This is a genomic window from uncultured Tessaracoccus sp., assembly GCF_947255005.1.
Classification (GTDB): Bacteria; Actinomycetota; Actinomycetes; order Propionibacteriales; family Propionibacteriaceae; genus Arachnia.
Window position 1 is genome coordinate 23,036 of the sequence record NZ_CAMYFI010000022.1, and the last position, 12,547, is coordinate 35,582.

Below are 12,547 nucleotides of genomic sequence, written 5' to 3' on the forward strand. Positions count from 1 at the left end.
CCACGGCTAGCAATGGAGGCCAGCGGGCGCCTGGATGCTCACGGTTGGAGCAGCTGTTGCATCTTGTGCTCTGCCAGCTCGAAATCGGCGAGCGTATCGATGTCGATGCCTTCGATCTCCTCCATGATGAACAGCCCAATCCGTCCACCCAGACGGTTGTGTTGCTCGGCGTAGACGTGCGTGGCCGTCACGTACACCGAGCCGGTTTCCCGATACCGAAGCTCCGCCTCCGTCATGTCCTGACGGCGACGCCGGTGCTCGAAATCCCAATGGGGCACTGCACGCCCACCTTCCGAGGCCCAGAGGAACGGGGGGCATGCCACGACGCCCACCAGCGAGTCCACATCGGTTCCCTCAAACTGCTCGATCGCGCGCGTCAGCGTGCCGCGCAGCCGGATGGGCGAGGTGGCCTGCAACAGCATCACCGCGTCGGGCCGTTCGTCGCGCCCGGTGAGCACATCGATCACATGTTCCACGACGGGCTCCGTCGGCGTGGTGTCTTGCGCGAGCTCCACTGGGCGCCCAACCACTTCCGCACCAGCGGAGCGGGAGACTTCGGCGATCTCGGCATCCTCGGTGGAGACGATCACGTGCAGCCCTTCGACGGCGAGCGCCTGCTCAATCGTCCACACGATGAGTGGTTTGCCAGCCAGCAGCTGGAGATTCTTGCGCGGAATACCCTTCGACCCACCACGGGCGGGGATCACTGCAACGTAGCGGCTCATCAGATGTCCTTCGTTGTCGTGCCGGTGTTGGAGGCTTGTGTCCACTGGCTTCGGATCAGCGTGGCGGGTGCAGCGGGGTAGGTGTTCTCCCAGTGGGTGGGGGCATCCCCCCAGCGGGCCATGCCGTAGCGAGCCCAGAACTCCTCGAGCCAGGCAGGCGGGTTCACATGGAACACCCACGATGGTACGCCCCGAGCCGCAGCCTCCAATACCCCGGTGGAAAACGCCGCGACGACGGGCCGGTCCAGCAGGGCGAGCGTGCCGTCAGCGTCAATCTCCATCCCCAGGCGACGCCAGAGCGCATGCTGAGCGCGGGAGAGCTTGTCCTCCTCCCGCGGATGAGGACGGTAGGTGGCCTTAGTCATGCGCCAGAACGTCGTGACGGAACGGGTCATCGACCAACGGCTCAGCTCCGCACCGTGCAGCTGTCCAAGAAATACCGGGCGCTCGAAGCGGCTGATGTGCGGCGCCGGGTGCCCAGCCGCGGCGGCGAGCATGGGGGAACCCACGTCCACGAACGCCAGATCCGGGCGGCCAGCCCCAAGATACTCTGAATCCGCCGGCGACCAGGTCAACACCGTGGCCCCAGGTGGTGGGGGAGGCGCGAACGGCGTCAGGAGTCCATGTTGCACCACCCATTGCTGCCAGCTACGCTTCCGGGCGAGCTGATGGGCCCAGGCCCCTGCTGGCAGGTGATCACCGATCGACGCCACGGCTTCCACCGACGACGGCAGGGCCTCTGCCGACGGCAACGCGCGCCACGCCCCGGCGGGGAGCTCCAGATTCACCGTCGTCGGTTTCACGATCACGGCATCCAGGGCATCACCGAGCGGGGTGAGCAGCGAGTGATGGTTAGTAGGCGAGTTGGAATCGCAGGCGACGAGCAGCTTCGGCTCCGAGCCTCGCACCAGGAACTCGAAGGTCACCGGGGAGCCGGATCCGCCTTTGCGGGTGAGCCTGTCCTTCAGCACGTGGAGCCGTCGACGAGACGCCTGCCACGCTGCCCACGAGCCGTGGTCGGTGAACTTCAACCCCACAGCTTCGCCACCTCCTTGGCCCGGTGCACGAACGTGTGTTCAGCGAGCGTGCGGCGCTGGCCCGCGTCTCTGATGGTGTCTCCCCAGCGGTCGTCGCGGATGCACCGTCGGGCGAGCTCGACGAGCTCCTCCTCGCTGTCGAACACCAACACTTCCTTGCCCGGCTCGTAGTACTCCGCCACGTCGGGTCGGTCAATGAGTTGCACGCCACCCACGCCCGGGGCCTCGAAGGTTTTCATCGTGAAGCCGTCCTGATCGAAATGGACATTCAGCGCCGCCGGGGCTCCTGCTGTCAATTCGTAGCCCTGCAAGCGCGGCACATCCCGCATGGAGCGCACGTTAGGGCGTCGCCACTGCCACGTCCTCGCGCGGTCGAAAAGGTGCTTACTCCACGAGCGACCCACCGCCATCACGGGCACCTCGGCACGAACGAGTGCTTCGACGAACTGCTGCCGACGCGGATACCGGGCCCCGATGAAGAGGATGTCGTTGGACTGCCTGCGCCCAGTGGGAACCATGGTGTGGTCGAACGCGTTGGGCACATGGATGCATTCGCGCCCGGCAACCGCAAACGCTTGGGCATCCAGTGGCGAGTAGGTGATGAGCTGCGGAAAGCGGTTCAGCGTGGCCTCGGTGTGGTTGGTGCGTCGAACCTCGTCCCAGAGCCAGAGAATACGTCGGGCGCCTACCTTGTCGATGGCATCGAAGACCACGTCGTCCACGTGGTCGCCTCGAATGATGATGACGACATCCGGGCGTGCTGCTCGGATTGCCTCGGCAGTGCTGGCCCCGGCACGCACCCCGGCTTCGTCCTTGAGGCCGAGCTTGGTTGGCAGCTCGACGCGCGCCTTGTGCTGCAGCTTTGCCCGGAAGCCATCCAACCGGTCGTACTCGTGGAGCGTGACCTCGTGCCCGGATAGCTCGAAGCCACGCGCAATCGACTGGGCGTACCCGTGGAAGGCGGGTGCGACGAACATGACGTGCGGAAGGCTCATGGCTGGTACCCCTCTTTACCATGGCGCATGGCCCACGCATGCGCGATGAGTTGGCGTTCGTGCCTGCGGGTGCGTCGCGCGTTCACGCCCTCGACGCGCCTGGCCTGACGGGTGAGGTTCCAGAGGAAATTGATGTCGGTGGCGATGAGTAACAGCGCGCGCAACCCTCGCACGCCTCCCCACTTCTGCGCGTATTGGAAGCGGGAGTCCGTCACCCAACCCCGACGACGGTCCGACGGCGTCGACCCGCCCGCCGCATGCTCCACCAATACCTCGGGTAGGTACATCGACGGAACCCCGGCCTCGCTCAGGCGACGTTGGAGATCCACCTCCTCGCTGTTCATGAAGAAGCGCTCATCCATACCGCCGACGCGCTCGAACGCGTCGCGGGGGATCAACATGCAGGCTCCCATGACCCAATCCACAGAGACGGCGCTGCTGGAAGCGTGCGCTTTGAGGTCATGTCCGACGAACCGATGCCACAGCTTGGTGTGTCTGATCCGGGCCAGTGGTGTGAGCCACTCCCAGGCATGATGGCGGGCCTTCGGCCAGCGGCGGGCGGTGTAGTTGGCGGCACCGTGTTCGATGACCTTCGGGCTGATGACCGTGTTCGGGAACTTCGTCGCTGCCTGCGCGAGCTTGGAGAAGAAGTTCGGCGATAGGGAGAGGTCGCTGTTGAGGATCAGGAGGTAGTCGCCTGTCGCAGCGGCCGCGGCAGAGTTGACGTTCGAGCCGAAGCCGCCGTTGCGTTGCCTGCGGATGAGTTGATACCCGGAGCCTTCTGGGAACGGGGAGGGGGAACAGTCGTCGCTGACGATGATCTCGATGTCTGGGGCGCCGTGTTGAGCTTCAAGCTGGGCGATCAACGCTTGCGTGGGTTCGCTGTCACCGTAGTGCGGGATGATGGCGCTGATGCTAGGCCGCTGCGTCATGACAGCGCACCAGGCTCATCGTCGGGGCCGGTGCACAGCACCAACTCCGTAGTGGGAGCGGTGAGGAGGACTGTCGAGAGCGACACGGCACGGAGACCAGTGATGTGTGATGTCCAGTCTTGCAAGGCCCCTCGTCTCTACTGTGCTGCGGCAATGAGTGTCGCTCAGCGCCATATTAGCCCGGATCCATCACATTGTCGTCTGCGATTCCTGTGCGACGCACCAAGCCGTCCCGAAGATTAAGGTGGTGGTTCCGACGTGCGACGCGGCGGCGCGATGTAACGCTAAGCTGTGGGCGACGAGAGAAAGGTGCTGGGCCCTGGGCACTCAACGCAGAATGCATTGGATGGACTCATTGCGTGGGCTGGCCGTTAGTCTGGTGGTCCTTCACCACGCCGCTGGCATCCCTCGTGTACTCCAGGTTGGAGGCGACCTGTCCTTGCCAAGCTGGGACGCTTTCGTCTCTTGATTCGCAGCGTTTCGCATGCCGATGCTGTTGGCGATGTCTGGAATGCTGCTTGCAAATTCGGTACACAAGCCGCTCAGCTCCTTCGCCTCAGGGAAGTTACGTAGGGTTCTTTGGCCGTATGTCGTGTGGACATTGGTGACGCTGGCTTGCCTGGGGGAGCTCTCGAGCGCTACCCGACCGCAGACTTGGATCGTCGGCCCATACCACATGTGGTTCTTGGCAGTTCTGCTTTGCTGCTACCCGATTGCGTGGTTCACGCGCTGGATACCAGCGTGGGTCATGATGTTGGGCATGTTGGGGGTGCTCGTGGTGGCTGACCCATCGACGAACTGGATCCGGCGTGTACTGTTCTTCGGTGCCATGTTCATGCTGGGTGTGGCAGTTCGTCGCCATTTGACCTCGATCCTTACCATGCCTGTTTGGATCGTTGGGGTGGCTGGCCTCGTGGGAGTTGTGATCGCCTGTTCCCATGCCTTTGGCTGGGGGATTCCGATGGTCGATCAGGGACAGGTTTGGACGTGGCTATTGCCTTGGGAGGGCGTCTTCACGGTCATCTGGTTGTGGTCTAGAGCACCACGGATGCCAGCGCTCGAGTGGCTCGGTCAGAAGTCGATAGTGCTGTACTGCGTTCACTTTCCAGCGCAAGCGTTGTCGGCGTTGGCATTTCAGGAAGTGGCCGAGAGCGCTCCTTGGCTCTTCCTACTGATTCAAATTACCGTGGGCTTCGCGGTCCCCGCTCTATTCTTGTGGGGCTACCGCTTCACTGGTTTGCTCTTCGAGTTTCCCCAGCTTCCGGCGCACAAAAGGCAAGAAATGCGCCGGTGAGGGTGTTTGTGCCGCCGAGCAATCAGCCAGGGCACGGCGCCGAAGAGGCTCAGATGCCCGACGCCGAGACGAAGAGCTGGCCAGTTCCGGAGGTTACGACGTGTTCTCCAGCGGGGATGAACACGGCCTCGCCACAGCTGAGTGTGAGGCGCCGATCCCCATCAAGGACGAACTCGCCTTCGGTGACGAGCGCGATGCGGCCCGCATCCTCACGGGGCATGGTGAGGCGGGTGTCGCTGGTGGGTGTGAGCAGCCACACCTCGAACTCGGGAAACGTCGTCGGGTAGCGGAAGAGGCCCTCGGAACCCTCGGGGAGCTGGACTTGTGGATGGAGGGTGCGAAAGCTGACCAAGCCTTGGAGCCCGTCGACGTCGATGTGCTTGGTGGTGAGCCCGCCGCGAAGGACGTTGTCGGACGAGGCCATCACCTCGATGCCGGTGCCGCGCAGGTAGGCGTGCAGGACGCCGGCCTCGAGCGCTATGGCTTCGCCGGGGGCGAGCGTGACGCGGTTCATGAGTAGCGCCGCGAGGATGCCCGGGTCGCCGGGGAAGTGCTCGTTGATCTCGATGGCCGTGCGGGCGAATTCCCCAACAGTGCCGGGTGCGTCGAGGAGTTCTGCCGCGCGGGAGAGCACCAGGTTCACTAGGTCTCGGTGCTCGCCGATGGTGAGGACGTCCAGGAACACCTTCTGCAGCGCGGTCTGCTCGGAATGCTCGCGCAGTGGCTCGATGATGGCGGCAAGCTCTTCACCAGCTCCCAGTGCCTCGAACAGCGTGGCGGATTCAAGCGGGTCGCGGAAACCGACGAGGCCCTCGAACGGGGTGAGCGCAATGATGATTTCGGGCTTGGGCCAATCATCCTTGTAGGAGCGCTCGGGGTGGCTGAGCGGCAGCCCGGCCAGGGACTCCTGCGCGTAGCCGGCGACGGCCTGCTCGCGTGTGGGGTGCACCTGAAGGCTGAGCGGGCCCGCCGCCGAGAGGATCTTCATCAGGTAGGGGAGTTTGGCGCCGTAGGCCTCGATGGAGGCGTCGCCGATGTTCTCGGGGTAGCGCTCAAGATGGGAGGCGAGGGTCTCGTTCGGATTGTCAAGGTAATGCGTGGGGCCAGCATGATGGGCGCCAAGCCAGTACTCGGCCCACGGCTGACCGTCGGGTTCGACGCCGAGCAGGCGCGGAATCTCGGTGCGGTTCCCCCACGCAAAATGCTGCACGGCGCCTGACAACCGATGCATCGGTAGTTCCCTCTCTTCTCCTTGTCGGGCCTAACCCTAACCCATCTGAACTGAAATCACAGAACCCTGAGGAAACTCACAGAGAGCTCAACGTGGCTGAGGTGCTGCCTTAAGCTCAGGCTTACGGTAGGCGGAGGGGAGCTGATCGCGTTGGGACTCCTCTCTGAACTTGCAGTAATGGTATAGATACAAACCAATCGCTACCGCCAAGGCTGGGTGCGTAATAGAAAATCCGATGTTGATGGAGCAGATAAACCCAGCAATCACTCCGGCTTCGACCCAAACGGGCCGGGATTTGGAAGGCACCCGGTGGATGGTCAGGAAGAGTGCCACAATAAAGGCGTACAGCAAATACAACGCAATTTTCCCGCCCTCAGCCTGCATTGCTAGGTAACTATTGTGAAAGAACAGGGTAATGTTGTCGAGCTTTGCAACTGCAGTACCAAGCCCGTTGCCTGTCCATCCAGCCTGTTGGACTTGGAGCTGTTCGGCTAATATCAAGCGTTCGCGCAGGGCGTCGGAGCCGTCGCGGTCTGCAAACCAACCGCGCTCCTCCATGACCCCGTAGATCCAGGCATAAAACCAAACAGTGGAGGCCAAGGCGAGAGCCGCTGGCCAGCGAGGAAGAAACCTGCTAACCAAAATCCACAACGTTGCGATGGCGAGCGCAAACATGGTGGTTCGAGATTGAGTAAGCCACACTCCGAATACAGCAACGGTAAAGAGTGCCCATCGCCACGGGCGTAGCCTCGAGTCGAGCCCTTGGGCGAAGCTCAAGCCGAGCGTAACCAAGATGAACCCAGCCGCGTTTGGGTCGCCCAATACCCCCGTCAAACGACCAGTATACGAACTCTCCTCCATGAGGATGACGCTCGTTACTAGGGCAAGCAGATATCCCAAGATGCCGCCCACAGTGAGGGATTTCAATCCAAGTCGACCAGATGCGATTGCTCCTCCAATGAGAAGCAGAACGAGGATGTTGCCCATTCGGCGGATGTTCCAGTCGCCATGAATAACAACAGTGGTGAACACTAACCACAAAAAGAGCGCCACGGCCGTTACCGTGATGAACGGGAGCCGCAGGCGCCATTTAGGTTTTCGGAAGCTTGCTATGGCGACAAGCCCCACAGCAGCCAACGTGTTGGTTGGCAGGCCAGAAATCGAGAAGTCAAGCCAAACAAAGTAATCTCTTGCTGTTAGGAAAATAGCCAGGGATGCAATAAAAAAGCTGAGCGGATCATCAAATCGATCTGACCCCCCACGGATTTCGGAGTTCAAAACTGGCCCAGCCCTTCCGACACGGCTTGAGAAAACGAGACACGGTTAATCGAGATCATCTTAAGCGAAGCCACCCAGCTCCCCAACGTGCTCCTCAAGCCTTCTGCGGAAGTGTGGCTCAGCGAAGCGCTCGGCGTGGCCACGGATCGCATCGTGATCCCAGTTTGTCCCCAAGCTTTCACGCACCGCGGTCGCGATCGCCTCGGCTGTCGGGGCTGGGAAGAACACCCCGCTCAGACCTTCGGCCACGGTGTCGAGGTAGCCGCCGGCGTGGAGGGCCAGCGTCGGTGTGCCGAAGGCACCAGCCTCGAGAGGAGTGAGGCCGTAATCTTCGAAGCTTGGCGCGATGAGTGCTCGTGCGTTGGCGTAGCACCAGGCGAGTTCGCCGTCGGAGATGCCTTCGAACATGCGCACATTCCTGGGCAGGTTGCGCTGGAGCTCATCGCGCATCGGCCCCTTGCCCACGATAACGAGCCGCTCATCGGGCATGGCGCGGAAGGCGTCGATCGCCTTGTCCACATTCTTGTACGGCATGAGCCGGCTGACGATGAGGTGGAAGCCGTCGGCCCAGTCGGCCAAGGCTGCCAGCGGTGTGGGGGAGGTGTGATTGCTCACCGCCGGTGGCGCAGGCACCACAGTTGCGTCGATGCCGTACACATCCTTGATGCGCTCCCGCACGACGGTGGAATTGGCGAGGTAGCGGTCGGCGCTGCGGGCCGCCCGCTGATCCCACCGGATGAGGGAGGGACGCAACGCAGCGAGGCCAAGCCCGATGGGGCTCAGACGACGGCCGTCTCCCAGATAATCGTCGACGAGGTACAGGAAGCGAGCAGGGGAGTGGCAGTAGACGAGCTTGCGGCCCGTCGTGCGAAATCCGTGGGCAAACCCCGTCGTGGAGACGAGGAGGACGTCGGCGTCGATAACGGGCGAGGCATCGATACCCCGCTGGTAGAGCGGCAGCCCGAATCGGTGGTCGCGGCGTAGCAGGTGCAGCCTGTCGAGCCCGGTGGTGAAGATTCGGCGCTCCTTGAACTCAGGAAACGTCGTCTCCGGGTTGTAGACGGTGGTGTACAAATCGGCGTCCGGGAATGCTCGCAGCATTGCCAACACGACGCGCTCGGCGCCTCCGCGCTGGGTGAGGTAGTCGTGGGCGATGGCCACCTTGGGTCTGGTCATAATCAGAAGTCCGTGGTCGTGTCGGAGGGACGACGGTATCCCGCCACCCCCGCACCCTCCACCAGGAGAGCGATGAGTTTGCGGGAGATCCGCCGGGGAAGGACGCGCGCCAGTACATCGACGACGCGAGCTGCGACGACCAGCTCTCGTCGCGTCGAGTGCTTGCCGATTGCCAGCACGAGTTTGTTCCATATCGAGGAAGGGGAGGGCTCTGCCGGGGACAGCCTAGCTTCAGGATGCTTGCCCTCGAAGGTCCTGCGGGCGGCACCCGAGTGGAAGGCGCGCAGAACCCGCAAGCGTGTTGTCACCGCGGCCAGACGGTGTGGGGTGGCAAGCTCGCGGACGATCGTCACGGGGTTTCCGTCGGCAAACACACGGTAACCGTAATCGACGTCCTCCCAGCCATAGCTGCGATAGTCAGTGTCGTAGAGCCCAACGCGCTGCCATATCTCCCTCGTGACGGAGACGTTGCCGCCCCAATACCGCCACGCGGAATCCGATGGAGTGCGGTAGGCGGCGGCCTGAAACAGCTTGTCAGCCTCTGCCCCATAGGCGCGGGCGTAGGGAGTATCCGGCAACTCGTTGAGGCACAGCCCGATGGCGCCTCCGTGAGCCGTGGCTGCCGCCTTGTGTTGCCGCACGTAATCAGGCGCGGGCACGAGGTCGTCATCACACCGGATGAGGACGTCGCCCCCGGCCTCAGCGAAGCCGGCATTGAGCGCTGCCACACGGCCACGGTTGTCCGGGAACACGATGGATCGAACGGGCAGGTGCGCGTAGCGGGCAACGACCGATGCCGAGTCGTCAATGTCGCCGTCGATGACGACGATGGCCTCCCAATCGCGGTCATCTTGGGCCGCGAGCGCAGACAGCAGGACGGGCAGGCGCTTGGCGCCGCCGCGGCTGGGAATCACGATGGACGCGAGGGTCATCGTCCGGCTCCTTCCAGCTCTGTGAGCAGCGCGCCGAAGCGTTCGCGCCCGGCGGCGGGTGAGTAGCGTTCCTGCCAGCGGCGGTGGTTCTCCCGCAGGATGCCGGGAGCGGGTTGCGTGGCCGCCAGGCGGATCACCCGAGCCAGATCGGCGGCATCACCCTTACGGGCCATCCAAGGATACTTGGGGCCGACGATCTCCGGGATTGCCCCAGCATCGGTCACCACCAGTGGCACCTCGGCGGACATCGCCTCGGTCACAACCAGGCCGAAGGGCTCGTCAACGGTGGAGGGCACGACGACGACGTCGGTCAGCGCGTAGAACTCCTCAGGCGTCACCCAACCGAGCCGTTCGGTGACCGACGCGACGGGGGCCAGCGCACGCTCGACCGCCTGCCGCTGCTCCTCATCGACGAATCGTGCTTCGCCGGCGATCACCAGCCGGTAGTGCCCGCCCTGATGGTTGAGGCGCGCCACCGCTGCAGCGAGCGTGTCGATGCCCTTGTCGATGGAGGTTCGGCCGATGAAGCCAACCCTGTGGGCGTCCTCGTCTGCCCTCGTTCGGGCAGGATGGCTAACACCGGCGCTCCAATTCTCGAGCACTTGGCTGCCGAGGCCCACTGCCTTTGCCATGAACTCCGAGGGCACCACCACCCGTCTGGCCCCCACCACGGCGGCGCGGGCGGCGGGTACGAGCTTGCCCTTGGGCACAATATGCAGATGGACGACGCGTTCGCCGTGACCTGCCGTCGCGAGTGCCGGGCGCAAGCCGTTGCACCAAAGAAGACCTTCCCGACGCCTATCCCACTGACGTAGCCGCCACAGGTATTCCACCGTGCTCTTTGCGTGGACCTCGACCGTGTGGAAACCACGCTCGATGGACCGCCGCACGACGTCGTTGGGCGTGGAGGGGGCGACGACGGTCACATCATGCCCAAGGTCGCGGGCGATCTCAGCCATCGCGAACATCATCACCTCACCGCCGCCGAACTCGCCGTGGTTGCTTGCAAATGCCAGCTTCATCGAGACACCTCCATGTACACGCGCGCGATCTGCTGCGTCATTTCCGCGACGGTGGGCCAGCTTTCGCGCAGCACCGGCCGGGCCTCCAACTCCGCCTGCTCACGCATGCACTGCGCGACGGCGTCAACCTTCTCCGCAACCACGAGGCAGCGCGGCGGAAGGATCTCCGGGTTGCCGCCGACGGGAGTAGCCACGACACCGAGGCCGTTGACGGTGGCATCCAGTAGTGAGTAGGACGCGTTTTCCCACTTCGACAACTGCACGAGCACGTCATGCTCGGCCAGTGCCCGCTGTGCCTCCAGATTCCCGGGGAGCGAGACTCGATCTTCCAAGCCTAGCTCCCGCACCTGCGCCGAGATTGCCTCGCGGTCTGGGCCATCGCCCGCGACCGTGAGGGTCGCCTCCGCATCCAGCCGAGCGAACGCGGTGACGATCGCAGCGATGTTCTTCTCATGTGAGAGCCTCGACAACGACAGGTAGCGCTTGCCTGGGCGGCGGGCCGGCGTGTGCTCGGGGCGGTCCACTCCGTTGAGGACGACGGTGACCGGTGTCTTCGGAGACCAGTGGTGTTGGATCTGCTCGGCAGTTGATTGGCTCACTGCGATGATGTGGGCAAACCGTCGGCACCGCAAGCGGTGCGCTCGCTGCTTGGCCCAGGCGATGATCGGTTTGGTGTTGTACAGCAGGGGGTCAGCGGCAATGCCATGCTCCGTCGAGACCAGTTTCGGCGAAAGGCCCACGCAGGCCAGCGCCACGGCGAAGTCCGCCTTCGCCAGGTGGGAGTGCACGATCTGAGGCTTGAGCCGCGACACCAGCGCCCGCAAAACCCGCACAGACTTGCCGAACGAGGAGTCGAACGGAATCGGTGTGGTTGCCACACCCAAAGCGCGCAACTCATCCAGCAGCGGGCCTTCCGGGGCCGCGACGTGCAACCTCCAGCCGGGGATGTCCGCCCGGGCAACGTCGAGGATGTGCCGGGCGACACCGGCGAGGTTGCTCACCGGCGATACCCACAGTGTCAGAGGTGTTGTCACAGGTCAGAACCATTCCTCCAAGCGGTCGAGCGCCTTCCAGAAGCCCTCGCCGTTGTTCGTGTGGCCCATCCAGATTTCGGGAATGAAACCGACGGTGGGCGCGAGCCGGTCGAGTTGCTCGGCGAGCACGGGCCAATCCACCTCGCCTTCTCCGATCTGGGGACCTTCTCCGTCGACGCCTTCCGCGTCGACGATGTGCAGGTGATCCGACAGCGGAGCGAGTGCCTCCACGTAGGTGCTGAACGACATCTTGTGGAAGTTGGCGGCCAGCTTCGAATGCGAGATATCGAGGGTGAGGCGGCGCCCGTACTCGTTGCAGAAGTCGACGGTGTCTTGCAGCCCCATGAACAGGTTGTGGTACTGCTGACCGCCCATCAACCACGGGTATGGCGGCAGCGTCTGGGCAGTGAGGCGGATGTCCTGCTCATCGACGCGCTCGAGGGCCTGAGCGATCCTCGCGTACATCTTGGGCCGTTCGGAGGGGTCAACGAAGCCGTGCGCGGTGAAGCCACCCATCGTCGCGATGACCACTGGCGGCTCATCGACGGTGAAGTACTGCGTCATATGCCGGGTGAGGTCGATCACGCGCTGGAGTTCGAAAATGGAACGTTCCCAGATGTCGTCGTCCTCGCTGGCGAGGTTGACGATGAAGTCGCCGGCGTACAGGTCGGGAAGGTGGACGGTGAACCCGAACGGCAGCCGCCCCGAGAAGAAGTCTTCGGACTTCAGGTCGACATCCTTGTAAGAAAGGTGGAATTCGATGAAGTCGGGGTTCGTTCCCTGGATGAGCTTCGCGTAGTCGTGGTGGCGCACGGGCAGGCCCCAGGGGCGACGGAAGTGGTAGTCGCGCCCGACGCTCACGGCGTCAGTGAGATCGCCGGGGTAGAAGAA

12 protein-coding genes are annotated in these 12,547 nt (G+C 63.5%); 1 reads left to right on the plus strand and 11 read right to left on the minus strand.

What is annotated here, in order from left to right; genetic code table 11:
- Nucleotides 1-38: 38 nt before the first annotated feature.
- From Q0X61_RS06570 to Q0X61_RS06585, 4 genes are read right to left on the minus strand one after another with little or no spacing between them, the layout of a single operon-like run.
- Nucleotides 39-725, minus strand: a complete 687-nt coding sequence (locus Q0X61_RS06570; RefSeq protein ID WP_297741527.1) for a cytidylyltransferase domain-containing protein — start codon at nt 723-725, stop codon at nt 39-41.
- Nucleotides 725-1,762: a prephenate dehydrogenase gene (locus tag Q0X61_RS06575; protein ID WP_297741529.1), complete on the minus strand. Its 1,038-nt coding sequence runs from the start codon at nt 1,760-1,762 to the stop codon at nt 725-727. The genes Q0X61_RS06570 and Q0X61_RS06575 overlap by 1 nt, the downstream gene beginning before the upstream one ends.
- Nucleotides 1,753-2,757, minus strand: coding sequence for a glycosyltransferase (locus Q0X61_RS06580; protein WP_297741531.1), 1,005 nt, complete (start codon nt 2,755-2,757; stop codon nt 1,753-1,755). The genes Q0X61_RS06575 and Q0X61_RS06580 overlap by 10 nt, the downstream gene beginning before the upstream one ends.
- Entirely contained in the window at nt 2,754-3,689 is a 936-nt protein-coding gene (locus tag Q0X61_RS06585) for a glycosyltransferase family 2 protein (RefSeq protein ID WP_297741532.1), read from the minus strand. Before Q0X61_RS06585 ends, Q0X61_RS06580 begins: the two co-directional genes overlap by 4 nt.
- A 484-nt stretch (nt 3,690-4,173) precedes the next feature.
- Between Q0X61_RS06585 and Q0X61_RS06590 the strand changes: the two genes are divergently transcribed.
- Nucleotides 4,174-4,983 carry an acyltransferase family protein gene (locus Q0X61_RS06590; protein ID WP_297741534.1) on the plus strand — a complete coding sequence of 270 codons (810 nt, stop codon included), beginning with the start codon at nt 4,174-4,176 and terminating at the stop codon, nt 4,981-4,983.
- Between the two features lie 49 nt (nt 4,984-5,032).
- On the opposite strand, the gene manA is transcribed toward Q0X61_RS06590, so the two are convergent.
- The 7 genes from manA to Q0X61_RS06625 all read right to left on the minus strand — a co-directional run.
- Nucleotides 5,033-6,214, minus strand: coding sequence for a mannose-6-phosphate isomerase, class I (gene manA / locus Q0X61_RS06595; RefSeq protein ID WP_297741536.1), 1,182 nt, complete (start codon nt 6,212-6,214; stop codon nt 5,033-5,035).
- Nucleotides 6,215-6,301: 87 nt separating this feature from the next.
- On the minus strand, nt 6,302-7,492 hold the full coding sequence (locus Q0X61_RS06600; protein WP_297741538.1) for an O-antigen ligase: 1,191 nt from the start codon (nt 7,490-7,492) through the stop codon (nt 6,302-6,304).
- 60 nt (nt 7,493-7,552) lie between these two features.
- Nucleotides 7,553-8,668, minus strand: coding sequence for a glycosyltransferase (locus tag Q0X61_RS06605; RefSeq protein WP_297741539.1), 1,116 nt, complete (start codon nt 8,666-8,668; stop codon nt 7,553-7,555).
- A gap of 2 nt (nt 8,669-8,670) precedes the next feature.
- Nucleotides 8,671-9,600: a glycosyltransferase family 2 protein gene (locus tag Q0X61_RS06610; RefSeq protein WP_297741541.1), complete on the minus strand. Its 930-nt coding sequence runs from the start codon at nt 9,598-9,600 to the stop codon at nt 8,671-8,673.
- Entirely contained in the window at nt 9,597-10,622 is a 1,026-nt protein-coding gene (locus Q0X61_RS06615; protein WP_297741543.1) for a glycosyltransferase family 4 protein, read from the minus strand. The genes Q0X61_RS06610 and Q0X61_RS06615 overlap by 4 nt, the downstream gene beginning before the upstream one ends.
- Nucleotides 10,619-11,656 (minus strand): glycosyltransferase, encoded by a 1,038-nt coding sequence (locus Q0X61_RS06620; protein ID WP_297741545.1) that lies wholly within the window; start codon nt 11,654-11,656, stop codon nt 10,619-10,621. The genes Q0X61_RS06615 and Q0X61_RS06620 overlap by 4 nt, the downstream gene beginning before the upstream one ends.
- Nucleotides 11,657-11,659: 3 nt before the next feature.
- On the minus strand, nt 11,660-12,547 hold an 888-nt coding region (locus tag Q0X61_RS06625), incomplete at its 5' end, for a sugar phosphate isomerase/epimerase (protein ID WP_297741547.1).